General features: G+C 65.0%; 23 protein-coding genes and 4 tRNA genes. 9 read left to right on the top strand and 18 right to left on the bottom strand.

Translation table 11 applies throughout. The annotated features are described in order from the left end of the window. Nucleotides 1–2: 2 nt before the first annotated feature. The 15 genes from ACLMAJ_RS34430 to ACLMAJ_RS34360 all read right to left on the bottom strand — a co-directional run bounded on the left by ACLMAJ_RS34430 (nt 3) and on the right by ACLMAJ_RS34360 (nt 9,847). Entirely contained in the window at nt 3–803 is an 801-nt protein-coding gene (locus ACLMAJ_RS34430) for an MlaE family ABC transporter permease (RefSeq protein ID WP_412018081.1), read from the bottom strand. A 69-nt stretch (nt 804–872) separates the two neighbouring features. Then, complete coding sequence (locus ACLMAJ_RS34425) at nt 873–1,580, bottom strand: MlaE family ABC transporter permease (protein WP_412018080.1); 708 nt, start codon at nt 1,578–1,580, stop codon at nt 873–875. A 98-nt stretch (nt 1,581–1,678) separates the two neighbouring features. Continuing rightward, nucleotides 1,679–2,755 carry an ABC transporter ATP-binding protein gene (locus ACLMAJ_RS34420; RefSeq protein WP_412018056.1) on the bottom strand — a complete coding sequence of 359 codons (1,077 nt, stop codon included), beginning with the start codon at nt 2,753–2,755 and terminating at the stop codon, nt 1,679–1,681. Between the two features lie 254 nt (nt 2,756–3,009). After that, nucleotides 3,010–3,384 (bottom strand): 50S ribosomal protein L7/L12, encoded by a 375-nt coding sequence (gene rplL, locus ACLMAJ_RS34415; RefSeq protein ID WP_412018055.1) that lies wholly within the window; start codon nt 3,382–3,384, stop codon nt 3,010–3,012. A gap of 53 nt (nt 3,385–3,437) precedes the next feature. Beyond that, on the bottom strand, nt 3,438–3,983 hold the full coding sequence (rplJ, locus tag ACLMAJ_RS34410) for a 50S ribosomal protein L10 (protein WP_412018054.1): 546 nt from the start codon (nt 3,981–3,983) through the stop codon (nt 3,438–3,440). A 521-nt stretch (nt 3,984–4,504) separates the two neighbouring features. Beyond that, nucleotides 4,505–5,218, bottom strand: coding sequence for a 50S ribosomal protein L1 (gene rplA / locus ACLMAJ_RS34405; RefSeq protein WP_412018053.1), 714 nt, complete (start codon nt 5,216–5,218; stop codon nt 4,505–4,507). 102 nt (nt 5,219–5,320) lie between these two features. Then, nucleotides 5,321–5,755 (bottom strand): 50S ribosomal protein L11, encoded by a 435-nt coding sequence (gene rplK / locus ACLMAJ_RS34400; protein WP_412018052.1) that lies wholly within the window; start codon nt 5,753–5,755, stop codon nt 5,321–5,323. A 55-nt stretch (nt 5,756–5,810) separates the two neighbouring features. After that, nucleotides 5,811–6,608, bottom strand: a complete 798-nt coding sequence (gene nusG / locus ACLMAJ_RS34395) for a transcription termination/antitermination protein NusG (RefSeq protein WP_412018079.1) — start codon at nt 6,606–6,608, stop codon at nt 5,811–5,813. 185 nt (nt 6,609–6,793) lie between these two features. Continuing rightward, nucleotides 6,794–7,183, bottom strand: a complete 390-nt coding sequence (gene secE, locus ACLMAJ_RS34390) for a preprotein translocase subunit SecE (protein ID WP_412018051.1) — start codon at nt 7,181–7,183, stop codon at nt 6,794–6,796. Between the two features lie 29 nt (nt 7,184–7,212). Further along, nucleotides 7,213–7,285, bottom strand: a tRNA-Trp gene (locus ACLMAJ_RS34385). Nucleotides 7,286–7,531: 246 nt separating this feature from the next. Then, complete coding sequence (locus tag ACLMAJ_RS34380; RefSeq protein WP_412018078.1) at nt 7,532–8,599, bottom strand: fused (3R)-hydroxyacyl-ACP dehydratase subunits HadA/HadB; 1,068 nt, start codon at nt 8,597–8,599, stop codon at nt 7,532–7,534. A gap of 185 nt (nt 8,600–8,784) precedes the next feature. Further along, nucleotides 8,785–8,955, bottom strand: a complete 171-nt coding sequence (rpmG, locus tag ACLMAJ_RS34375) for a 50S ribosomal protein L33 (protein WP_378686333.1) — start codon at nt 8,953–8,955, stop codon at nt 8,785–8,787. A 41-nt stretch (nt 8,956–8,996) separates the two neighbouring features. Next, nucleotides 8,997–9,072: transfer RNA gene (locus ACLMAJ_RS34370), tRNA-Met, on the bottom strand. A gap of 88 nt (nt 9,073–9,160) precedes the next feature. After that, a tRNA-Thr gene (locus ACLMAJ_RS34365) sits at nt 9,161–9,233 on the bottom strand. A 122-nt stretch (nt 9,234–9,355) separates the two neighbouring features. After that, the gene (locus ACLMAJ_RS34360) at nt 9,356–9,847 is read right to left on the bottom strand and encodes a YajQ family cyclic di-GMP-binding protein (protein WP_412018050.1); all 492 of its coding nucleotides are present in this window, start codon (nt 9,845–9,847) and stop codon (nt 9,356–9,358) included. A 174-nt stretch (nt 9,848–10,021) separates the two neighbouring features. Here ACLMAJ_RS34360 and ACLMAJ_RS34355 point away from each other — a divergent pair. Continuing rightward, nucleotides 10,022–10,107 (top strand) — tRNA-Tyr (locus ACLMAJ_RS34355). A gap of 114 nt (nt 10,108–10,221) precedes the next feature. Beyond that, the gene (locus ACLMAJ_RS34350; protein ID WP_412018049.1) at nt 10,222–10,683 is read left to right on the top strand and encodes a MarR family winged helix-turn-helix transcriptional regulator; all 462 of its coding nucleotides are present in this window, start codon (nt 10,222–10,224) and stop codon (nt 10,681–10,683) included. Between the two features lie 53 nt (nt 10,684–10,736). On the opposite strand, the gene htpX is transcribed toward ACLMAJ_RS34350, so the two are convergent. Both htpX and ACLMAJ_RS34340 read right to left on the bottom strand, forming a co-directional pair. Further along, nucleotides 10,737–11,618: a zinc metalloprotease HtpX gene (gene htpX / locus ACLMAJ_RS34345; protein ID WP_412018048.1), complete on the bottom strand. Its 882-nt coding sequence runs from the start codon at nt 11,616–11,618 to the stop codon at nt 10,737–10,739. 240 nt (nt 11,619–11,858) lie between these two features. Beyond that, on the bottom strand, nt 11,859–12,944 hold the full coding sequence (locus ACLMAJ_RS34340; RefSeq protein ID WP_412018077.1) for a polyprenyl synthetase family protein: 1,086 nt from the start codon (nt 12,942–12,944) through the stop codon (nt 11,859–11,861). A 220-nt stretch (nt 12,945–13,164) separates the two neighbouring features. On the opposite strand from ACLMAJ_RS34340, the gene ACLMAJ_RS34335 reads away from it, so the two are divergent. Genes ACLMAJ_RS34335 through ACLMAJ_RS34325 form a run of 3 tightly spaced genes read left to right on the top strand, consistent with a single transcriptional unit; the run spans nt 13,165 to nt 15,378 of the window. After that, nucleotides 13,165–14,466, top strand: coding sequence for a geranylgeranyl reductase family protein (locus ACLMAJ_RS34335; protein ID WP_412018047.1), 1,302 nt, complete (start codon nt 13,165–13,167; stop codon nt 14,464–14,466). 4 nt (nt 14,467–14,470) lie between these two features. Further along, complete coding sequence (locus ACLMAJ_RS34330; protein ID WP_412018046.1) at nt 14,471–14,884, top strand: helix-turn-helix transcriptional regulator; 414 nt, start codon at nt 14,471–14,473, stop codon at nt 14,882–14,884. Between the two features lie 56 nt (nt 14,885–14,940). Beyond that, a complete protein-coding gene (locus ACLMAJ_RS34325; protein WP_412018045.1) occupies nt 14,941–15,378 on the top strand; it encodes a VOC family protein in 438 nt (145 codons plus the stop codon). Nucleotides 15,379–15,457: 79 nt separating this feature from the next. Here ACLMAJ_RS34325 and ACLMAJ_RS34320 read toward each other — a convergent pair whose 3' ends face one another. Further along, the gene (locus ACLMAJ_RS34320) at nt 15,458–15,964 is read right to left on the bottom strand and encodes a DUF2505 domain-containing protein (protein WP_412018044.1); all 507 of its coding nucleotides are present in this window, start codon (nt 15,962–15,964) and stop codon (nt 15,458–15,460) included. Nucleotides 15,965–16,040: 76 nt separating this feature from the next. On the opposite strand from ACLMAJ_RS34320, the gene ACLMAJ_RS34315 reads away from it, so the two are divergent. The 4 genes from ACLMAJ_RS34315 to ACLMAJ_RS34300 all read left to right on the top strand — a co-directional run bounded on the left by ACLMAJ_RS34315 (nt 16,041) and on the right by ACLMAJ_RS34300 (nt 23,145). Further along, entirely contained in the window at nt 16,041–16,469 is a 429-nt protein-coding gene (locus ACLMAJ_RS34315) for a DUF3592 domain-containing protein (protein WP_412018076.1), read from the top strand. Nucleotides 16,470–16,559: 90 nt separating this feature from the next. After that, nucleotides 16,560–17,702: a glycosyltransferase family 4 protein gene (locus ACLMAJ_RS34310; RefSeq protein ID WP_412018043.1), complete on the top strand. Its 1,143-nt coding sequence runs from the start codon at nt 16,560–16,562 to the stop codon at nt 17,700–17,702. Nucleotides 17,703–17,926: 224 nt separating this feature from the next. Next, nucleotides 17,927–18,637 carry a demethylmenaquinone methyltransferase gene (locus tag ACLMAJ_RS34305; RefSeq protein ID WP_412018042.1) on the top strand — a complete coding sequence of 237 codons (711 nt, stop codon included), beginning with the start codon at nt 17,927–17,929 and terminating at the stop codon, nt 18,635–18,637. A 248-nt stretch (nt 18,638–18,885) separates the two neighbouring features. Continuing rightward, on the top strand, nt 18,886–23,145 hold the full coding sequence (locus ACLMAJ_RS34300) for a bifunctional nitrate reductase/sulfite reductase flavoprotein subunit alpha (RefSeq protein WP_412018041.1): 4,260 nt from the start codon (nt 18,886–18,888) through the stop codon (nt 23,143–23,145). The last annotated feature ends 42 nt before the right edge of the window (nt 23,146–23,187 follow it).

The raw sequence follows: 23,187 nt of genomic DNA, 5'->3' as shown, positions 1-23,187 counted from the left end.
GGTCATCCCGCCACCCGCACCGTCGTGGTGGTCCCCCAGATCGCCAGACTCAGGAAGAAGTCGAGCACGTTCACGAGCACGATCGCCGCGCGCACCGCCCTGCCGACCGCGACGCCGACACCCGCGGGTCCTCCGGTGGCATGGAAGCCGTAATAGCAGTGCACCAAGATGATCACGAACGCGAATACCAGCACCTTGAGGAACGAATACAACACGTCCTCAGGTGGTAGGAAAAGACTGAAATAGTGGTCATATGAACCGCTGGATTGCCCGTTGAACCAGATACTGATCATTCGGGATGCCAGGAATGTGCCGAGCAGTCCGACGATGTAGAGCGGAATGACCGCGAGGAATCCGGCGATCACGCGCGTGGTGACCAGGAATGGCACACCGGGCACCGCCATCACCTCGAGCGCGTCGATCTCCTCGGAAATTCGCATAGCGCCGAGTTGGGCGGTGAAACCACACCCCACCGTTGCCGATAACGCGAGAGCCGCGACCAGCGGCGCAATCTCGCGGGTATTGATATAGGCGGTGAGGAAGCCGGTCAGCACCGAGCTGCCGAGCGAGTCGAGCGCCTTGAAGCCCTGCAGGCCGACAACGACGCCGACCGAACCGGACATGAACACGATGACGCCGATGGTGCCGCCGATGACCGCCAGCGCGCCGCTACCGAAGGTCACCTCGGCGAGCAGCCGCATGACCTCCTTGCGGTAATGCACGACGGTGCGCGGAATCCAGGCGATGGTGCGCGAGTAGAACGACATCTGCTCGCCGGCACGATCGACCACATTGAGTGGCATGCGGGCGAGTTCGCCTGCCCGGCGGGCGGTCTTGGCCAGCACCGGGTTGCGGTAAGGAGTAGCCACGGGTCAGGCGCCCTTGGCAGGGACGACCTGGAGGTACACCAGGGTCAGAACCAAGTTCACGAAGAACAAGACCAGGAACGTGATCACCACGGATTGGTTCACCGCGTCACCGACTCCTTTCGGGCCCCCCTTGGGGTGTAAACCCTTGTACGAGGCGATCACGCCGGCGAGCAGGCCGAACACGAGTGCTTTGATCTCGCCGATCCACAGGTCGGGCAGCTGGGCGAGCGCGGAGAACGAGGCCAGGTAGGCGCCGGGCGTGCCGCCTTGCAACAGCACGTTGAAGAAGTAGCCACCGGCGATACCGACCACCGACACGAGGCCGTTGAGCAGCAGCGCGACCAGGGTCATGCCGAGCACGCGCGGCACGACCAGTTTGTGCACCGGATCGACGCCGAGCACCTCGAGCGCGTCGATCTCCTCACGGATGGTGCGCGAGCCGAGGTCGGCGGCTACCGCCGACCCGGCGGCTCCCGCGATGATCAACGCGGTCACCACCGGTGCGGCCTGCTGCACGGTAGCGAGCACGCTGGTCGCGCCGGTAAAGGATTCGGCACCGAGCTGTTTGATCAGCGAACCGGTTTGCAGCGCGACGACTGCGCCGAAGGGGATTGCCACCAGCGCACTCGGCAGAATCGAAACACTCGCGATAAACCACGACTGTTCGATGAATTCGCGCAGCTGAAAAGGCCGCTTGAACGTCTTGCGCATGACGTCGATGAAGAGCGCAAAGATGTTGCCGGCCTGGGCAAACCCTGACTCCAATGGAGTCCGCAATCGCGCCAGGGTGGAGTTCACGATCGCAGATGTTACCCGTTAGTTGTGTTGTGGCGCGCGGTGGCGTCGTGCGCGCCGCCTTGGTAACCTGCCAGGTCGCCGTTGTTATAGGCCATCACTTGCGTGTCGTCGTTCTCCGCAAGTGACTCACGAATCGCGACTTGCGCCTGGTGCGGCAGGGTGTGCATGATCTCGCGGACCCGTTCCTTGCGGCGGAAAACGGCCTGTCGCACGGGCATACCCGGCTCGGCCTTCATCTGCGGAATGATGCCTTCGACCTCTTCGGCGCCGCCGTGGTGGTGGCCGGCGTCGGCGAGCGCCTGCTCGCGCGCCATCTGCGCCTCGTCCTTTTCCTCACTCATACCGATCGGCCCGATCATGCGGCCGTTGAGGAACTGCTTGACCACCGGCTCGTCACTGGTGAGCAGCACCTCGCGTGGGCCGAACATGACCAGCTGGCGGCGGAACAGCATGCCGATGTTGTCCGGCACGGTGCGAGCGAGGTTGATATTGTGTGTGACGATCAAGATCGTCGCGTCGATCTGCGCGTTGATGTTGAGCAGCAGCTGGCTCAGGTACGAGGTGCGGACCGGGTCGAGGCCGGAGTCCGGCTCGTCGACCAGGATGATCTGTGGGTCGAGCACCAGGGCACGGGCCAGACCGGCACGCTTGCGCATACCGCCGGAGATCTCGCCGGGCAGCTTGTTCTCGGCCCCGAGCAGACCGGTCAGCTCCAGCTTCTCCATGACAACCTTGCGGATGTCGGATTCACTCTTCTTGGTGTGCTCACGCAACGGGAAGGCGATGTTGTCGTAGAGATTCATCGAGCCGAACAGCGCGCCGTCCTGGAACAGCACACCGAAAAGCTTGCGGATCTCGTAGAGCTCCTTATTGGAGCACGTGGTGATATCGGTGCCGCCGATAAAGATCGAGCCGCGCTCAGGGCGCAGCAGACCGATCAGGGACTTCAGAAAGACGGACTTACCGGTACCCGAAGGGCCGAGCAGCGCGCTGACCTCACCCGAAGGCAGTGTCAGTGAGACATCCTGCCAAATTCGCTGGGAACCAAAAGACTTGGTAACACCCTCGGTCCTGACCTCGACGCCCACGCCAACCTCCACAATTCTCAGCGAGCAGCCCACCGGCGTACCACGCAATTCGGCTGTCGTGATGTGTCGCGTCACAGTGGGTTCGGTCACTGTAGCCCATGGGCGAGACGCGGCACACCCCAACCTGACTGAAGAGTAACCCGCGAAACGCTCTTCACATTCGAACTACGGTCGTATGCCTCCAGACGACGCAAACGGGCGGCCCCCGATGGGGACCGCCCGTTCCGCGACCATTCGTGCCAGCCGGTCTCGAATTACTTGACGGAGACCTTGGCGCCGGCCTCTTCCAGCTTCGCCTTGGCAGCCTCGGCGGCATCCTTGGCGACCTTCTCCAGGATCGGCTTCGGGGCGCTCTCGACCAGGTCCTTGGCTTCCTTCAGGCCCAGGCCCGAGACGATCTCACGGACCACCTTGATGACCTGGATCTTCTTGTCGCCCGCACCCTCGAGGACGACGTCGAACTCGTCCTGCTCTTCGGCGACCTCGACCGGCGCGGCACCGGCAGCGGCGACGGCGACGGGAGCAGCGGCGGTGACCTCGAACTTCTCTTCGAACTTCTTGACGAAGTCCGACAGCTCGAGCAGGGTCATGCTGCCGAAGGTCTCGAGCAGTTCATCAACGTTGGCCATGATGTTGTTCCTTTCGGTAAATGTTGTCTATGCGGGCGAGGCCCGGCATCGAGTTATTCAGCGGTGGCGGTTTCGCCACCGGCTTCGGCCTGCTTCTTCTCCACGAGCGCGGCGGCCAGACGGGCCACCTGCGATGCGGGAGCGTTGAACAGGCCGGCGGCCTTCGCCAGGTTGCCCTTCATGGCGCCTGCCAGCTTGGCCAGCAGCACCTCACGGGACTCGAGGTCGGCGATCTTCTCGACCTCGGCAACGGACAGCGTGGCGCCGTCCATGTACCCGCCCTTGATGATGAGCGCCTTGTTGTCCTTGGCGAAGGTCTTGATGGCCTTCGCTGCGTCGACCGGCTCGCCCTGAATAAAGGCGATGGCGGTCGGTCCGACGAACAAGTCGTCAAGCCCAACGACGCCCGCTTCCGCGGCCGCACGCTTGACCAGGGTGTTCTTGGCGACGGAGTACGTGGCACCCGCGCCGAGCGCGCGACGCAGATCGGTGAGCTTACCGACCGAAAGACCACGGTATTCCGTGATAACGGTGGCGGTCGAGCTCTTGAACTGCTCCGCGATCTCTTCGACCGCAGTGACCTTCTCGGGTTTTGCCATACTTCGCCTCCTCTCTGGATGTCGGTTCGTATACGCGAACTACCGAGTGCCAGGGGCCAGCGATAAAGCAAACGCCCCGAACGCAGAGCGTTCCGGGGCGTAATAGAGGATCGACCCGAATAATTCGGACCAATTCCCAGCCTCAGATCTCCCTGCGTGGGCCGCCGGCTGCTGCCGGACCTTCGACCGAACCCATACGGGAACGGCGACCAACGGTCTTCGGTAGAACGGATTGGGTAGTAATCGAACTGGTCGATAACTGTCGTCCAGAGTACCTGCCAGGTCGCCAACCGCCAAAACGAGGGTCTCGGCGGCCGAATCGGGACCGATATCGCCCCGAATTACTATGTTCCGAATCACATTCCAGGTGCCATTGCGGCCGATGTCGCCCCAAGAAGGTGCTACCAATGGCGTGGTTCAGTCCGAAAAGCCGCAACGGCGGGAACGCGAATCGCGTTCCCGCCGTTGCGGTTTCGTTCCTGGTGCTACGCTGGCCGCTTCGAGCGACCCGCAAGCAGTCGCTACGCGTCCTCGTCGAGGAGGTTGCGGGTGCGGTTCGGGTCCACCGGGATGCCCGGTCCGGTGTTCGTCGACACCGTCACCTTCTTGACGTAGCGGCCCTTAGCGGTCGAGGGCTTGGCGCGCAGGATCTCGTCCAGTGCGGCACCGTAGTTCTCCACCAGCGCGGCGTCGTCGAAGGACGCCTTGCCGATGACGAAGTGCAGGTTGGCCTGCTTGTCGACGCGGAAGTTGATCTTGCCGCCCTTGATGTCGTTGACGGCCTTGGTCACATCGTTGGTGACCGTGCCCGTCTTCGGGTTCGGCATCAGGCCACGCGGTCCGAGGACACGCGCGATCCGGCCGACCTTCGCCATCTGATCCGGGGTGGCGATCGCGGCGTCGAAATCGAGCCAGCCGCCCTGGATCCGCTCGATCAGGTCCTCGGCGCCAACGGCGTCCGCACCGGCGGCTTCGGCCTCGGCGGCCTTCTCGCCTGCCGCGAACACGATGACGCGGGCGGTCTTACCGGTGCCGTGCGGCAGGTTGACCGTGCCGCGGACCATCTGGTCGGCCTTACGGGGATCCACACCGAGACGAACGGCGACCTCGACGGTCGCGTCGGTCTTGGTGGTGGCGGTCTCCTTGGCCAGCCGCGCGGCGGCGAGCGGGGAGTACAGGTTATCGCGATCGACCTTCTCGGCCGCGGCGAGATACGCCTTGCTTCGTTTTGCCATGATTCTCTGTCCTTGTTCTGTCAGAAGTGGTTATCGGGCCTGGCCGGCCCTCCCACTGAGCGAATGATCAGCCTGCCGTGCACACTGCGGGCTTCGCTGCGCTCAGCCCTCGACGGTGATACCCATCGAGCGAGCGGTTCCCGCGATGATCTTCGCCGCCTGATTGATATCGGTAGCGTTCAGATCTTCCGCCTTGGTCTTTGCGATCTCACGGACCTGGTCCATGGTGATCTTCGCGACCTTGGTCTTGTGCGGCTCGGCCGAACCCTTCTGGATACCGGCGGCCTTGAGCAGCAACCGGGCAGCGGGCGGGGTCTTCAGCTTGAAGTCGAACGACCGGTCCTCGTACACCGAGATTTCGACCGGAATGACGTTGCCACGCTGCGACTCGGTCGCGGCGTTGTACGCCTTGCAGAACTCCATGATGTTGACGCCGTGCTGACCGAGCGCGGGGCCCACCGGGGGGGCGGGGTTCGCCTGGCCGGCCTGGATCTGAAGCTTGATGATCCCGGCGAGCTTCTTCTTCTTGGGGGGCATCTTTCTTTCCTAGGTGTCTGTTTTCCTTGCTCTTTGCAAGTTTTGGGGGTGGGTCTTAGATCTTCGCGACCTGAGTGAACGCCAGCTCGACCGGGGTCTCGCGACCGAAGATCGACACGAGCACCTTGAGCTTCTGCTGCTCGGCGTTGATCTCGGAAATGCTGGCGGGCAGCGTCGCGAACGGGCCGTCCATCACTGTCACCGACTCGCCGACCTCGAAGTCGACATCGATGGTCGGCTTGGAGACGACGTCGGTTCCGCCGCCATCGGCGGTCGCGGCAGCGGGCTTCTTCTGCTGCTGCGCGGCCGGGACGAGGAACTTCACCACGTCGTCGATGGAAAGCGGCGAGGGACGTGAGGTCGCGCCGACGAATCCGGTGACACCGGGGGTGTTGCGCACCGCGCCCCACGACTCGTCGTTGAGTTCCATCCGGACCAGGATGTAGCCGGGCAGCACCTTGCGGTTGACGTGCTTGCGCTGGCCGTTCTTGATCTCGGTGACCTCTTCGGTCGGCACCTCGACCTGGAAGATGTACTCCTCCAGATCCAAGTTCTGCACACGGGTCTCGAGGTTGGCCTTGACCTTGTTCTCGTAACCCGCGTAGGAGTGGATGACGTACCAGTCGCCAGGGGCGCGACGCAGCGCGGCCTTCATCTCGGCGACGGGATCGGCGGGCTCGGCATCGATGGGGGCGGCGTCGGTAGCGGGCTCGTCATCAGCGGCCTCGGATTCGTCGACCACAGCCTCTTCGGCCGCTTCGACGGTCGCGGATTCCTCGACCGAGTCGGTGGCCTCGACCACCGCGTCGTCGACCGCCAACTCGTCGGTTGTGTCGTTCTCCGGGGTGCTCACTGGGGAACTCGCTTCCTGTGTCGTCACGTACATCCTTTGCGTGCCGGGCCGGGCGTGTGACGGAATATCACTCCGCCCGTGTCCGCCACGGGATCGGCTACCGGCTTATCGTTTCGAGCGATCTGCGAGCAGTCGCCAGCTGATCGTTTCGAGCGACCCGCAAGCAGTCACCAGCGACGTTCAGCTTAGCCAAACAGCCAGTCGACACCCTTGATGAACGCCAGATCCATTCCGCTGATGAACGCGACCATGAAAATCACGAACACCAGAACAACGCTCGTATAGGTGATCATCTGTTTCCGGTTGGGCCAGATCACCTTGCGCAGTTCCGCGACAACTTCGCGGAGGAACTTGATCAAGCGCTTGAACGGATTACCCGACTTGCGCTCGGCCCGATCGGTCTTCTTGGATGCTTTGCTCAGCGACGGCCGCTCGATGGTGGCAACCCCGCCCGAATCCGACGCATTGCGACCGCGCCGGGCGGACCGCTTGCCGCTCGGCCGACTCACTGCGGCTGAGTCATCGCCATCGTCGGCCGAATGTGCGCCGTGGCGAATGTCACGCTCGTCGCTCACGTCCATCCTTTCGTCGCTGACATCCAGGGCAGGGGCGACAGGACTTGAACCTGCAACCTGCGGTTTTGGAGACCGCTGCTCTGCCAGTTGAGCTACGCCCCTTTGATTGGACGATGTCGACTGTCCAACCACTGTTCGATATTCAGTTTTGCGGTTCTGGCGTCACACAACACACGCGCCGCTCCAGCAGTTACCGGCCCCGTCGGCGATCCCTCGGAAGCTCCTCCGAATCGCCTGGAACCAGCCCCACAGAGCAGCGCGCAACGGCTGGTGACCCCAGAAATCTGAGTGTACTTCACCGTCAGCGCCATTTGCCAATCAGGGGCAGCCGACCAGGTCAGGCTGTACTCAGGCCAGTTGCACCGTTGCGGTCGCGCGACCGAAGATCTTGCGCCCTACCGACTTCGCCACAATGGCGACGACGGCGGTCCGCGTCTCCGGGTCCACCGACTTCACTTTACCCGTGTACTCGACCTCGGCAGGCTGGTCGGAGCCGACGTAGACCGGGCTGGTGAAGCGGACGTTGTACTCCTTGACCGCGCCGGGATCGCCGAGCCAGGAGGTAACGAAACCGCCACCGAGGCCCATGGTTAGCATGCCGTGCGCGACCACGTTCTCCAGCCCGACGAGCTTGACGACCTCGTCGCTCCAGTGGATCGGGTTCGCGTCGCCGGAGACGCCCGCGTAGTTCACCAGGTCGCCACGGGTCAGCCGGACGGTGCGCGAGGGCAGCTCGTCGCCGACAGAGACCTGGTCGAAGCCGAGCGCGCGCTTGCTCGGCGCGACATCGGGAATCGTGGTCGTCGGCGCGGGCGCGGGGGCGTCGGCGGCCTGCGTGCGCGGGTGGTGGGTCGGTGCGTCCTCGCCGATGCCGTGCATCAGCACATTGCGCACCGCACCCTGCAGGTTCGGGTCGATGTCGCCGCCACTTCGCCCGATCAGGGTGGTGTATGTGGTGAGCACCAGCTCGTCGTTCTGATCGGTGACGATGTTCTTGGTGACGATGATGTCGCCACCGAACGCCTGCCGGAACGAGTGCAGATAGACATCACAGATCAGACGGTCGCCGACTTTGATCGGCCGGTGCAGTTCCAGGATCTGGTCGGTCTGCATGATCTGGCTCAGGTCATAGCCTGTGACGATCTCCTCGAACAGTTTGCGCTGCGCGAGGATGCCGACGAGCGAGATGAAGGTCAGCGGGGCGAGCAGGCCATCGTAGCCATACTCCTGCGCGGAATCCTCTTCCCAGTGCAGCGGGTGATAGTCCTGTACGGCGCGTGCGTATTCGCGGACCTTCTCGCGGCCGACTTCGTAGTAGTCGCCGACACGGTAGTGGTGGCCGACCATGGCCGCCGCGTGTGCTGCCGGATCGAAAGTCTCATCCATTGCGACCGCTTCGTCTGTACCGGTATTGATTGTCACGGGAGGACTGTACCTATCTGACCCCGCTGTCGGAGTCGGCGGAGCATGCACCACCGCACTCGGCACCGTGAAATGCGTCAGGGCCGGACATACGTCCGGCCCTCGCATTTGTCACAGTCCGAGTAACCGGGACTCGATCTCCCGGAGTCGATCCACGCGGCAGCGGCACGCGTGACGGACTAGCGGGACTCTTTGTGTGCCCGGTGCGTGCCGCAGTTCGGGCAGAACTTCTTCAGTTCCAGCCGATCGGGGTCATTACGCCGGTTCTTCTTGGTGATGTAGTTGCGGTGCTTGCACTGCTCGCAGGCCAAGGTGATCTTTGGCCGGACATCGGTGGACTTCGCGGCCACGATATTCCTTCTTTCGGGTCAACCAGATGGTCTGATCTTGATGGTAGCGATGGCCGGACTTGAACCGGCGACACAACGATTATGAGTCGTTTGCTCTACCGACTGAGCTACACCGCCACGGGGTCGCATTGCCTGATGCCGCGCCCGGCCCCACACAAGTGGAGAATATTGCGATGCCGAGTCGGTCACCACCGGCAATCCGGCGAGCCCCCTAACGGAATCGAACCGTTGACCTTTTCCTTACCATGGAAACGCTCTACCGACTGAGCTAAGGGGGCATGACGACATCCGCACCAAGATCTTGGATCACAACCCCGGCGCGGCGAAGTCTTGAACGAGGTTACACACTCACCGGCCGCACTACCAAACCGCGTGGTCAGGAAGGTTTCTAATCGACCAGCTAGCGGTAGTTGACGAACTGTAGCGCGATACCGAAGTCGTCACCCTTGAGCAACGCGATGACCACTTGCAGGTCGTCGCGCTTCTTGCTGCTCACCCGAAGCTCTTCGCCCTGAATCTGCGCCTTGACGCCCTTCGGGCCCTCGTCGCGGATTTTCTTGGTGATCTTCTTCGCATGTTCGGTATCGATGCCCTGCACCAGCGTCCCGGTGATCTTGTAGAGCTTGCCCGAGGCGATCGGCTCGCCCGCGTCGAACGCCTTGAGCGAGATGTCGCGGCGGATCAGCTTCTCCTTGAACACGTCGAGCGCGGCCTTGGCCCGCTCCTCCGCCTCGGCGGTCAGCACGATCTTGTCCTCACCGGACCATTCGATGCTCGCGCCGGTGCCACGGAAGTCGTAGCGGGTGGTCAGCTCCTTCTCTGCCTGATGCAAAGCGTTGTCGACCTCCTGCCGGTCGACCTTGCTGACGACATCGAAAGACGAATCGGCCACACTGCGCTCCTGTTCCTGGCTACCCGATGGGCTCACCCACACCCGGGCGCTCCCCAATCATCGTAAGTTCTACCCGCAAGCCCGACCGTAGTCCCGTCGCGTGCCCGTTGGCCAGCCGGTTTGCATCCAGGGCCGTGGTTCGTTGTAAGCTCTCTGCGCGCCGAAAAGCGCAATGGCAGATTGCCCGAGCGGCCAATGGGAGCAGACTGTAAATCTGTCGGCGCAAGCCTACGTAGGTTCGAATCCTACATCTGCCACCAAAACCCCCGTCGATCATGATCGACGGGGGTTTTGCTTTGCTGTCACGCTTTCACCGACCACCGGGCATCAACCCTGCCCGAGGGAATACTATTTGCCGCTTGGAGGTGTCGGCGGTGTCAACCAATGAGCGGGAGCCTGCGGGCATCGCGGTGGAAGAGGGCATCCGCAGCCTGCTGCTGCTCATGCCGCGGGTGGTGGGGCGGGCCAAGAAGATGCGTGTTCCCGAAGAGCTGCAATCGTTCTCCCTCGCGCCGCGGCACCTGTCACTGCTGGCGAATTTGGTCTTCGAGGGACCGATGACGGTGAATGATCTCGCGGCACGTCTCGAGGTTGCGCCGACCACGGTCAGTCTGATGGTCGGAGACCTGAGCCGTCAGGGCGTGCTGGAGCGGCACACCGACGAGGCCGACCGTCGCCGCACCATCGTTGGTATCGCTGCGGCACACGAGAAGTCGGTCAACGACTGGCTCGGCGGCAGCGCGCGGGCCTGGCGTGCAGTGCTCGGGCCGTTGACGCCCGAGCAGCGGCAACTGTTCGTCGACACGCTGCGCGCCTACGAGCAGGAACTGGGATAAAAGCAGCACCCATCGTGCGCCGAGACAGCCTATGGACGGCAGCGCTACCCGAGTCAGTAGTTACGCGGACCGCCGGCCATTTCCTCGAGGCGGGCGATGCGTTCGGCCATCGGCGGGTGCGTGGAGAACCAGCGGGCGGCCTTCTCACCTGCGCGGAAAGGGTTGGCGATCATGAGGTGCGACTGGGCGGTCAGTTGCGGCTCAGGTGGCAGGGGGGCGGCCTGTACACCGCGCTCCAGTTTGCGCAGAGCCGACGCGAGAGCGAGCGGGTCGCCGGTCAGTTCGGCGCCTGATTGGTCGGCCTGGTACTCGCGGGAACGGGAGACGGCCAGTCTGACCAGCGTCGCCGCGATCGGTCCCAGTAACGAAATCAGCAGTACGCCAAACATATTGGGGCCACCGCCGCTGCGGTTGCCACCGAACATCGACGCGAAGAAAGCCAGGTTGGCCAGGCCGGAGATAACCGCGGCGAGCGCGCCCGCGACCGAGGAGATGAGGATGTCGCGGTTGTAGACGTGCGACAGCTCGTGGCCGAGTACCGCGCGCAATTCGCGTTCGTCGAGGATTTGCAGGATGCCGCTTGTGCAGCAGACGGCCGCGTGCCGAGGACTGCGCCCGGTGGCGAACGCGTTGGGGGCGTTTGTCGGGCTTATGTAGAGCCGTGGCATCGGCTGGCGCGCCGCGGTCGCGAGCTCGCGCACGATGCGGTAGATCATCGGCGCCTCCAGCTCACTGACCGGTTGCGCGTGCATCGCCTTCAACGCGAGTTTGTCGCTGTTGAAGTACGCGTAGGCATTCATGCCGACGGCGAAAACGATCGCCAGGATCAGAATCATCGGGCTGCGGAACATCGCACCGGCGAACACGATCAACGCCGAAAGCCCGACCATGAGCCCAAACGTCTTCAACCCATTCGCATACCCGTGCCCGTGCATAGGTCTCCTTGCCCACTCCCCTGGTTCATTGTGTGCCTTACAGCAGCTCAACGATAGAAGCGCAGTCCAGGTTCCGGAGTGAGTCACCGCCCACATCACTGCTATTCCAGTGACAACTGATCTCGCACGTACATGGGTAACTCACCGGGCACCGGCCAACTCGGCCCCACCCTTCGCAGTCCGCCCGCCGACACCACCCTCGCGGCACCCGAGTCCGGCCTGAATACGCGGAGAAGCGCCTCAGCCCACGCGTTCGATGGTGTAGCGGACCAGGCGCTCGAGTGCGTCGTTGGCGGGGCCGGCGGGCAGCGCGGACAGTTCCGTGTGCGCGACGTCGGCGTAGCCCTGCAACTTTTCCTTGGCGAGCACCATGCCGCGCGAGCGTCCGAGCAGGGCGAGCGCCTCCTCGACCTCGTCGTCGGTCTCCAGCGGTCGGGCGAGCAGCTTGCGCAGGCGGTCGCCCTCGGCGCCCTCGTCACGCAGCGCATAGAGCACCGGCAGCGTGTGCACACCCTCGCGCAGGTCGGTGCCCGGCGTCTTGCCGGACTGCTCGGAGACCGAGGAGATATCGATGATGTCGTCGGAGATCTGGAAGGCGGTGCCGACCGCGTCACCGAGGCGGGCGAGCCGCTCGACGTGTTCGTCATCGGCACCGGAGAAGGTGCCGCCGAAACGGCCGGCGGCGGCGATCAGCGAACCGGTCTTCTCCCACACCACGCGCAGGTAGTGCTCGACCGGGTCCTCGGCGTCACGTGCGCCCATGGTCTCGCGCATCTGGCCGGTGACCAGCTCGGCGAAGGTTTCGGCGATGATCCGCACCGCGTCGGGTCCGAGGGTGGAGGTGAGCCGTGAGGCGTGCGCGAAGAGATAGTCGCCCGCCAGGATGGCGATGTTGTTGCCCCAGCGCGCGTTCACGCTCGGCGCGCCGCGGCGCATCGAGGCCTCGTCCATCACATCGTCGTGGTACAGGGTCGCCAGGTGCACCAGTTCGACAACGGTGCCCGCGGTGATAAGCGCGGGATCGGTCGGGCGCGGACCGAGCTGGCCGGTGAGGATGGTGAACAGCGGCCGGAATCGCTTGCCGCCCGCCTTGGCCAGATGCAACGCCGCTTCCTGTAGGAAGATCTCGCCGTCGGACAGCTCGTCTATCAGGAGTTTCTCGACGTTTTCGAGGCCGTTGCGCACCGTCGCCGCGAGCTCGTTATCACCGAGATCGACCCCGGCGACCACCGTGCTCTCGTCGCTCGAAGCCCCTCCCCGCCGGCGCTCGGCTCCGCTTTTCGCGAGGCGCGCCGCGTCATCGATTCGCTCGCTCCGCTCGCTCATTGCAAAAGCACTCATTTCGTCTCCCAGCGATGCGTCCGACCCCACGGCTAAGAACCTAGCCTGTCCCCGCCGAATGGCCCATGAACACCGTCACTATGCGGTGTATCAGACACTTTCGCACATTGTTTTCCGTGGGCTATGACCGCATCGTCGCAGCTGGGTTCCGTAGTGACGTAGGCAGCGTCGACAGTAGCGAGACCGCCCTGTAAGTATTGCGTGCATGGGTTCACCGGATGTCACACCCGCAGGCCGCGACGGGGACGCGCGGACCGGCCATCCAGATGTGCCGAGCGCGATACCGGCACGGGCCGATGTGCTCGTGGTCGGTGCCGGACCCGCCGGGTCCGCGGCCGCGGCGTGGGCCGCGAGGGCAGGCCGCGACGTGCTGCTCACCGACTCGGCGGTCTTCCCGCGCGACAAGACCTGCGGTGACGGCCTCACCCCGCGCGCGACGGCGGAGCTCGAGCACCTCGGGCTCGGCGACTGGGTGCGCGCACACACGGTGAATCACGGCCTTCGGATGACCGGCTTCGGTCGTGAGGCGCTGCTGCCGTGGCCGAGCGGTTCCTTCCCGACCTACGGAAGTGCCGTCCCCCGAACCGAACTCGACGACAAACTGCGCGAGACCGCGGTCAAGTCCGGCGCGCGGATGCTCGACAGCACGAAAGTGGTCGATGTCACCCGCGAGGGCGACCGGGTCACCGCGGTGACGGTCAAGACCTCGGAGGGCACTCGGTCGATCGGGTGCGGCACGCTGATCGTCGCCGACGGCGTGCGCTCGCCGATCGGCAAACTACTCGGCCGCACGTGGCATCGGCAGTACGCCTACGGGGTCGCGGCCCGCGCCTACATCAAATCCGCCCGCAGCGACGACCAGTGGATCACCTCGCATCTGGAGCTGCGTGATGAGAACAACGAGCTGGTTCCCGGCTACGGGTGGGTGTTCCCGCTCGGCAACGGCGAGGTGAATATCGGCGTCGGATCGCTGGCGACCGAGAAGCGGCCTTCGCACATCGCGCTGAAACCGCTACTGGAGCACTACACCTCGCAGCGGCGCGAGGAATGGCAGTTCGAGGGTTCGCTGCGCGCGGTCGCCTCCGCGCTGCTACCGATGGGCGGCGCGGTCTCGAATGTCGCGGGACGCAACTGGGTACTGACCGGCGATGCGGCGGGCTGTGTGAACCCGCTCAACGGTGAGGGCATCGACTACGGCCTCGAGGGCGGGCACATGCTCGCCGAGCTGCTCGACGAGCCGGATGTCAGCAGGGTCTGGCCGGAACTGCTGCGCGCACGCTATGGGCGGACCTTCTCGGTGGCTCGCCGGATCGCCGGGCTGGCCACCCATCCGCGGATGGTGCCGGTGGGCGGTCCGCCGGTGATGCGGTCGAAGTACCTACAGCGCACCGCGGTTCGCGTCATGGGAAACCTGGTCACCGACGAGGACGTGGATATGACAGCACGGGTCTGGCGCGCGGCCGGACGGACCTCCATGCGTTTCGACGAGCTCGCGCCGTTCAGCTGAGACCATGACCGGATTGCCCGCGCTGTATTTGCTTCCGCACTTGCGCCGGGCGCGCGACCTCGCGGATCGGAATTACGCCGACCCGTTGAAACTCGATGAACTGGCCGCCGCGGCAGGTGTTTCCAAGTTTCATTTCCTGCGGGCATTCGCTGCGGTGTACGGGAAGACGCCCGCGGTGTATCTGGCCGAGCGGCGAATCGAGCGAGCGCAGGATCTACTACGTGCGACGAATCTGACGGTGACCGAGGTGTGCATGCTGGTCGGCTACAGCAGTCTCGGATCCTTCAGCAGCAAGTTCCGGCAGCTGGTCGGGGTGACCCCGTCGGAGTATCAGGCCGAATTCGCCGATGGCGCGCCGCGGATTCCCGGCTGCTACGTATTCATGCACGGACTGTCCGATCGCAAACCGCCGAGCTGACCGACACCGCAATTTCGGAGAAGCCAGGGGGTGTGGTGCGGCAATAGCCTGTATTCATGACAAGCATTTCGAACGTCTCACTGGTCACCGTGTACGTCACCGACCAGGACGAAGCGAAGCAGTGGTACATCGACAAGCTGGGGTTCGTCGAGATGACCGACGTGACCATGGGGGAGAACGGCTTCCGCTGGGTCAGCGTCGCGCACCCCGATCACACCGAGCTCGAGGTGACGCTGATGATTCCGGGACCGCCGCTCGACGACAACCTCGCCGAGGCGATCAGGCGCGCGCTTGCCAACGGCACCAACGGCGCGCTCGGCCTGAAGACCGTGGACTGTCAGAAAACCTTCGAGGAGCTCACCGCCAAGGGCGTCGAGTTCATCCAGCCACCTGCCGAAAGGCCCTACGGTACCGAGGCGATCATTCGCGACAACTCCGGTAACTGGCTGGTGCTGGTGGAGCCGAAGGAATTCGATCCGCAAGCATTCGCGTAACGGGTACGGCCGGACCGAGTCCGGCCCGAGAACGCCCGATGGCCCCGGCTTGCGCGGGGGCCATCGGGCGGACACGTGGTCAGGCGGTGGCCTGGCCGGCCAGCCATACCTCGAAGAATTTGCGCTCGCTGTTGAGCACGCGATGATGCAGTTGTTCGGCAAGCGGCTCGATGGCGCCACCGACCAGCGGCACCTTGACCCGCACAGTGCCGACGACCTCGACCTCCGAGCCCTCCGCGGTCGGGCGCAGCTCATAGGTACCCGACATCTCGGTGTTGATGCCGCCGGTGGCGCCTTCGAAGGTACCCTTGGCGACCTCGCCGTCGAGTGCCTCCCAGTTGTCGGTGCGCGAGAGCACGAGTTCGCTCTTGAGCACCTTGCCGACGATGCTGGGAACCTTGTCCTGGCTTGCTTTTTCGGTCATATGAATGCGAATTGTTCCGTCACCACCCGGATGCGAGAGATCCAGCGTGGCGGTCTTGGCGTCGGCGAACCGCGACTCCCAGACGGTATCGGTAGTGAGTGCCCGGTGAAGATCTTCGACCGGGACGCTGTACTGCACGGTGAAGCTGAATTTTCGGGACATGGGCGCACACGGTATCGGAGTCGGCACGTAGCCTGTTGCGGTGTCGGAAACCAGCCAGTCCGAAAGGCGGCGGTCGATCCGCCTTCGGCGGGCCAGGATCACCATCCTCACGGTCGCGATCGTCATCAGCACCCTCGTCGTATTGCTCGTGTTCGCGGCCTGGCGCAATGACTATCTGATCAGCTCGGATAAGGGCGTGACCACCGCGGAGGTGCTCTCGGCGGGCAGGCTGCGCTCGGCGGTCATGTTCGTCACGCCGGACGGAGAGACACACAATCCGAAGGTCGGCGTGCTGTATCCGACCAATCTGACCGCAGGCGAGCGCATCAATGTGGAGTACAACCGCGACGACCCTGATCTGGTCCGGGTGGCGGGACGCGATGCGAGCGTCGCCGTGCTGCCCGCGCTCTCGGTGATCGTGGTGGTGTGGTTGATCGCGCTGCCCACGCTGTGGATATTGTTGCGGGTCGCGCGCCGCAGGGCGAAGCCGGTCCCGGTGCGCTGAGGGCCGGTGCCCCCGACAGTTCGCCGGAACTTTCCGTCCTGGTCACGTCGGCGTGACGGCACGGCGCGCTGCACCGGTCAGTCTTGAATGGTGCGAGTAGCCATCGTTTCGGAGTCGTTCCTGCCGAATATGAACGGCGTCGTGAATTCCGTGCTGAAGGTGTTGGACCATCTGGACCGGCATGGCCACGAGGCGCTCGTCGTCGCGCCCGATACCACCCGTGGCCTGCCTGCCGCCCCGCGCTACTACGGTCGCTTCCCGGTGCACCGGGTCCCTGCTGTGCATGTGCCGAAGATCAGTTCACTGCCGGTCGGCCTCCCACAACCCGGCATCACCGCGGCAATCGCCGATTTCGACGCGGACGTGGTGCATCTGGCCTCGCCGTTCCTGCTCGGCGCCGGTGGGCTCGCCGCGGCAATGCGACTGGACCTGCCGACGGTGGCCATTTATCAGACCGATGTGGCCGGGTTCGCCAAGAGCTACGGCCTCGGGCTGGCCAGCCGGGCGGCCTGGGGCTGGACCCGGCGCATCCACGAGGGCGCGACCCGGACGCTGGCGCCGTCGCGAGCGGCCGCGGAAGATCTCGCGCGACATGGCATTCCACGAGTGCACCGGTGGGGTCGCGGCGTCGATATCGCCAGATTCGCTCCGTCGGAGCGGCGGGAGGGGCTGCGGGAAACCTGGCTGTCGGGGCAGCGAAAGCTGATCGTCGGGTTCGTCGGGCGGCTGGCTCCGGAAAAGCATGTCGAACGACTCGCGGTGCTCGCGGCCGACCAGGACATCCAGCTCGTCATCGTCGGGGACGGTCCGGAGCGGGCGCGCCTGGCCAGAATGATGCCGACCGCGGTGTTCACCGGTGAACTCGGCGGAGAAGAACTGGCGCAGGCCTACGCCAGCCTGGACGTCATGGTGCACGCGGGCGAACACGAGACGTTCTGCCAGGGCGTGCAGGAGGCGCTTGCGGCGGGTGTTCCCGTGATCGGACCGGACGCGGGCGGCCCGCGCGACCTCATCGCACCCTGCCGCAACGGATACCTGCTCCCGGTCGACCGCTTCACCGAGTTATTACCGAGTGCCATCGGCGCGTTCTATGATCCGGCGCTGCGAGCCAGATTCGCCACATCCGCCCGCAAGTCGGTGCTGCACCGCACCTGGCCCGCGATCTGCACCGAATTGATGGGCCATTACGCGGATGTGACAGGCACGCGGATTCGCCTTCCACACACGGCCTGATCGGCGCAGCCGGACGAAGTCCGTCCCAAACCGCGCATGGCCGGAGCGAAGGCGGAGGTACGCCTGATCGGCGCAGCCGGACGAAGTCCGTCCCAAACCGCGCATGGCCGGAGCGAAGGCGGAGGTACGCCCTGATCGGCGTCCGAACTGGCCGCGGTCATTGTCTGGGGCAGTTGTGCCCAGGATCATGCCGGGGCGGACTGGACGGACGTTACTGTCGGGGGGTGGCGAAAACAGAGCAGCGGGAGTCGGTTCGGGCCTCGCTGGACAAGCAGCCGCACGAGGTCGCGTCGATGTTCGACGGGGTCGCGAAGCGGTACGACCTGACCAACACCGTCATTTCGATGGGTCAGGATAAATACTGGCGCTGGGCAGTGCGCAAAGCGGTCGCGGCGCGCCCGGGTGAGCGCGTGCTCGACCTCGCGGCGGGTACTGGGGTCTCCACGCTCGACCTGGCCAAATCCGGTGCCTGGTGTCTGGCGGCCGACTTCTCCCAAGGCATGCTCGCAGCGGGAAAGTTCCGCGATGTGCCGATGGTCGCGGCCGATGCGACCGCGCTGCCCTTCGCCGACAATTCGTTCGATGCGGTGACGATCTCCTACGGGCTCCGCAATATCTCCAAAAGCAGCACCGCGCTGCGTGAGATGCTGCGGGTCACCAAGCCGGGCGGGCGGCTGGTGGTCTGTGAGTTCTCCACGCCGATCATCCCGGTCTTCAGCACGGTGTACATGGAGTACCTGATGAAGGCGCTGCCCAAGGTGGCGCGGGCGGTCAGCAGCAATCCGGACGCGTACGTGTATCTAGCCGAATCCATCCGCGCCTGGCCGAACCAGCGACAACTGGCCATCCGGATCGCCGAGGCGGGCTGGTCGTCGGTGAAATGGCGGAATCTGACCGGCGGAATCGTCGCACTGCATCGCGGATACAAGCTCTGATCGGCTCGGGGGTGACAGTTCTCACCCCCTTGTCTCGACCGCCCTGCCACCCTGCGGCCTCGGCTGCCCGGCCGGCGCGATCGGCGGCGCAAATCGATGTTTACCCAGGTAGGCGTCTCATGATGGGCAAGCCGGCGGCAGCTGACCCCCGCACCTCACCGGCCGCGGATCCCGCAGTGAGGAAAATTGTCACCTAGCGATAACGCTGGGTAAATACGCCGCAACTGGCGATCGACATGATCGAGGGCATGTCGGATGCAGGGACGGGAACCGCACCGGGCACGGCCAGGACGGCGTGCTCCTACTGCGGCGTCGGCTGCGGCATCACCGTGCAGACGCGAACCGACGAGTCCGGCGCGACGGTGATCGCGAAGGTGAGCGGCGACAAACTGCATCCGGCGAACGCGGGCAGATTGTGCACGAAGGGCGCTACCCATCTCGATTTGATGCGGACGCCCGGTCGGATGGAGACCGCCTACCGTCGGCCGACGCGCGATCAGGCTCCCGCGGCGGTTCCGGTCGAGGAGGCAGTGCTGGAGGCGGCGGCACGGCTGCGGGCCATCCACGACGAGCACGGGCCGGACGCGATCGCGCTGTACGTGTCGGGGCAGATGTCGCTGGAAGCGCAGTACCTCGCGACCAAACTGGCCAAGGGATACCTGCGGACGATGCATATCGAGGCCAATTCGCGGCTGTGCATGGCCAGTGCTGGAACCGGATACAAGCAGTCGCTCGGCGCCGACGGGCCGCCCGGATCCTATGACGACTTCGAGCAGGCCGATCTGTTCTTCGTTATCGGCGCGAATATGGCCGACTGCCACCCGATCCTGTACCTGCGGATGGCCGATCGGCTCAAGGCGGGCGCGAAGCTGATCGTGGTAGATCCGCGGCGCACCGACACCGCCGCGCGGGCCGACCTATTTCTACAGCTCGCGCCGGGAACCGATCTGGCGCTGCTGAACGGGCTGCTACGGCTGCTCGTCGAAAACGGCGATATCGACACGGATTTCATCGCCGAGCACACCGAGGGCTGGGCGGCGATGCCCGAATTCCTCGCCGACTACACCGCGGAGAAGGTCGCCGAGATCACCGGCCTCGCCGCGGACGATATCCGTACCGCCGCACGCTGGATCGGCGAGGCGGGCGAATGGATGTCGCTGTGGACGATGGGACTCAATCAGTCCACCCACGGCACCTGGAACACCAACGCGATCTGCAATCTGCACCTGGCCACCGGCGCCATCTGCCGCCCTGGCAGCGGACCGTTCTCGCTCACCGGCCAGCCGAACGCCATGGGCGGGCGCGAAATGGGGTACATGGGACCGGGTTTACCCGGCCAGCGCAGCCTGCTCGCCGCCGAGGATCGGTCCTTCGTGGAAACCGCGTGGGGTATCGAACCCGGCACCCTGCGTACCGAGGCGGGACCGGGCACCATCGAGATGTTCCGGCAGCTGTCGGAGGGGCAGATCAAGGCCGCATGGATCATCTGCACCAATCCCGTTGCCACCGTCGCAAATCGGAAGACGGTCATCGCGGGATTGGAGGCGGCCGAGCTGGTGATCGCCCAGGACTCGTACGCCGAGACCGCGACCAATGCCTACGCCGATCTATTGCTGCCCGCCACACTGTGGGCCGAAGCCGATGCGGTGATGGTGAATTCGGAACGCAACGTCACGCTGTTGCAGCGGTCCATCGATCCGATCGGCGAGGCGCGGCCGGACTGGCTGCTGATCGCGCAGGTGGCCACCGCGATGGGATTCGATGGCTTCGACTTCACCTCCAGTGAAGAGGTTTTCGCCGAAATTCGCGGGTTCGCCAATCCCGCGACCGGATACGACCTACGCGGTATGAGCTTCGACCAGCTGCGCGAGGGCCCGATGCAGTGGCCGTGCGCCGAGCCCGGCCAACGGCGCAACCCGATCCGCTACCGCAACGATGGTGTCAGCCAACAGCTTTTCGTCGACGAAGCGGGCAATCGGCCGCGGCTGGTCTTCGCGACGCCGAGCCGGCGCGCGGTGTTCTGGCCGCGCCCGCACCTCGATCCGGCGGAAATGCCCGACGACGACTACCCGTTCGTGCTCAATACCGGCCGGTTGCAGCATCAGTGGCACACGATGACCAAGACCGGCAAGATCGACAAGCTGACCAAACTGAACGGGCGGCCCTTCGTCGAGGTGCATCCGGAAGACGCGCGGCGGCTCGATATCCGGGCGGGCGATCAACTCGAAATAGCATCGCGTCGTGGGCGCGCGGTGCTGCCCGCACAGATCAGTGACCGGGTACGGCCCGGCGACTGCTTTGCGCCGTTCCACTGGAACGACGAACAGGGCGAATACCTGACCATCAATGCGGTCACCAACGACGCCGTCGACCCCGCGTCGCTGCAGCCGGAATTCAAGGCGTGCGCGGTGTCGTTGCGCCGGGTCGCGCCGATGTCGGAAGCTACCGACGCACCGGAGGATTTCGGTTCGCCGCCGGCTCCCGTCGCCGCCGACCTGTTCGCCGGGGCCGCGCCGAGCGGCGCCATCGCCCATCCCTTGGCGATCGCGCTCGGATTGGACGGCGCCACGACGCCGACGCTCGCCGAGCACGAGCGGATCTACCTCGCCGGATACCTCAGCGCACTGCAATCTGTTCCCGTCGCCGGGCAGCCGGTGCTGCCCGAATCCGCGCCGATGTCCACGCACAGTCGGCTGTGGATCGACGGAATGCTCGCGGGGATGTACTCCCGCGCCTCGGCAGGCAACGCACGGACCGAGGAGTTCGCCGCCGCGCTACCGATCACGATCCTGTGGGCCTCACAGACCGGCAACGCCGAGGAGTTCGCGGCGACGACCGCAGCACACCTCGCCGAATACGGCTACCTCCCAAGGCTGATCGATATGGACTCGTGCGAGCTGAGCACGCTCGCCGGTGATGTGTTGTTGATTACCAGCACCTTCGGCGACGGCGGTCCCCCTGACAACGGAACCGACTTCTGGAGCCGCCTCGACGAGAGCGCGGTCCGGCTCTCCGGCGTTCGTTACGCGGTGCTCGCGCTCGGCGACTCCTCCTACGACGACTTCTGCGGACACGGGCGCAAACTGGACGAGAAGTTCGCCGAACACGGTGCGACACGGCTGCTTCCACGCGTCGACAGCGAGCCCGATTACGAAGGGCCCGCGGCGCGCTGGCTCGACGATGTCGTTGCCGCGCTCAGTGGTTCCGCGAACGACGACGCGTCCGAAACGACCCCACCGCCGACACGAGGTCCGGGCGCACCGGCACCTCGGACACCGCTGCGCTCCGGCGGCACCGGCACGATGGTGCTGACCCGCGCCGCCGCGCCGACGCTCGGCCGCGACCAACGCTCCGAACCAGCGCCGTTCACCCGCAACGCCCCCGTCGCGGCGGCACTGGTGCGCAACGAACTGCTCTCGAGTGCCGGATCACCGAAAGAAGTGCGGCGGTTCGGCTTCGATCTGCGCGGTGTCGAATCCGGTTACGAGGTCGGCGATTCGCTGGGCGTTTGGCCTGCCAACTGCGAGTCGCTTGTCAGCGAATGGCTCGATACCACCGGGCTCGACGGCCTCAGGACCATCGAAATCGACCAAGGGGAACTGCCATTGGCCGAGGCGCTGCGGACGCGCTACGACATCACCCGGGTCGGCCATGACCTGCTCGGCTTCATCGCCGAACGTAACCAGAGCGCGCGGCTGGCGAAGCTGCTTCGCCGCGACAATCGCAACGAACTCGCCAACTACCTGTGGGACCGGCAGGCCGTCGACGTGCTGCGCGACTTCCCGGTGCGGGCCGATCTCGTCGACTGGCTCGGCACCATGAAAAAGCTACAGCCGCGCCAGTATTCGATCTCCTCCAGCCCGCTGGTCAGCCCGGAGGAGGTGCAGCTCACGGTCGGCGTCGTTCGCTACGGCGACCCGGCGGCGACCGGATCGGCGGCCCGTCGCGGCGGTGTGTCCTCGACGTTCCTCGCCGATCGGGTCGGCGCCGAGGGGTATCCCGACGACACGGTGCCGATCTTCCTGCACCGTGCCCCGCATTTCCGGCCACCGCTCGATCCGACAGCGCCGATGATCATGGTCGGCCCCGGCACCGGCATCGCCCCGTTCCGCGGCTTCCTCCATGAGCGGCGCGCCCTCGGCTGCACCGGCCGCAACTGGCTGTTCTTCGGCGAACAGCACGCCGCGAAGAACTTCTACTATCGGGCCGAGTTGGAAGATATGTTCCGCTCCGGCTTCCTCACCCGCCTCGACCTCGCCTTCTCCCGTGACCAGCGCGAGCGGATCTACGTGCAGCACCGCATGATCGAGCACGGCGCGGAGCTGTGGTCCTGGCTGCGTGAGGGCGCCCACTTCTACGTCTGCGGTGACGCGGCCAGGATGGCCAAGGATGTCGACGATGCCTTGCTGCGCATCGCCAGGATCCACGGCAAGCTCGACGAGGACGGCGCGCTGGCCTTCAAGAAGCAACTCGTCGCCGAGAAGCGCTACGTGCGCGACGTGTACTGAGCGGTCCGGCGCCGGGCACCGTAGCTGTCGGCGTACCGACGC

The sequence above is a fragment of the Nocardia arseniciresistens genome (genome assembly GCF_046764875.1).
Lineage (GTDB): Bacteria > Actinomycetota > Actinomycetes > Mycobacteriales > Mycobacteriaceae > Nocardia > Nocardia arseniciresistens.
This window is presented reverse-complemented; position numbering and strand designations above follow the sequence as displayed.

Coding starts and splice junctions, on each gene's coding strand:
- ACLMAJ_RS34430 (WP_412018081.1), bottom strand. CDS start 803: ATGCCACTCAATGTGGTCGATCGTGCCGGCGAGCAGATGTCGTTCTAC.
- ACLMAJ_RS34425 (WP_412018080.1), bottom strand. CDS start 1,580: ATGCGCAAGACGTTCAAGCGGCCTTTTCAGCTGCGCGAATTCATCGAA.
- rplL (WP_412018055.1), bottom strand. CDS start 3,384: ATGGCCAACGTTGATGAACTGCTCGAGACCTTCGGCAGCATGACCCTG.
- rplJ (WP_412018054.1), bottom strand. CDS start 3,983: ATGGCAAAACCCGAGAAGGTCACTGCGGTCGAAGAGATCGCGGAGCAG.
- rplA (WP_412018053.1), bottom strand. CDS start 5,218: ATGGCAAAACGAAGCAAGGCGTATCTCGCCGCGGCCGAGAAGGTCGAT.
- rplK (WP_412018052.1), bottom strand. CDS start 5,755: ATGCCCCCCAAGAAGAAGAAGCTCGCCGGGATCATCAAGCTTCAGATC.
- htpX (WP_412018048.1), bottom strand. CDS start 11,618: ATGCACGGGCACGGGTATGCGAATGGGTTGAAGACGTTTGGGCTCATG.
- ACLMAJ_RS34340 (WP_412018077.1), bottom strand. CDS start 12,944: ATGAGCGAGCGGAGCGAGCGAATCGATGACGCGGCGCGCCTCGCGAAA.
- ACLMAJ_RS34335 (WP_412018047.1), top strand. CDS start 13,165: ATGGGTTCACCGGATGTCACACCCGCAGGCCGCGACGGGGACGCGCGG.
- ACLMAJ_RS34330 (WP_412018046.1), top strand. CDS start 14,471: ATGACCGGATTGCCCGCGCTGTATTTGCTTCCGCACTTGCGCCGGGCG.
- ACLMAJ_RS34325 (WP_412018045.1), top strand. CDS start 14,941: ATGACAAGCATTTCGAACGTCTCACTGGTCACCGTGTACGTCACCGAC.
- ACLMAJ_RS34320 (WP_412018044.1), bottom strand. CDS start 15,964: ATGTCCCGAAAATTCAGCTTCACCGTGCAGTACAGCGTCCCGGTCGAA.
- ACLMAJ_RS34300 (WP_412018041.1), top strand. CDS start 18,886: ATGTCGGATGCAGGGACGGGAACCGCACCGGGCACGGCCAGGACGGCG.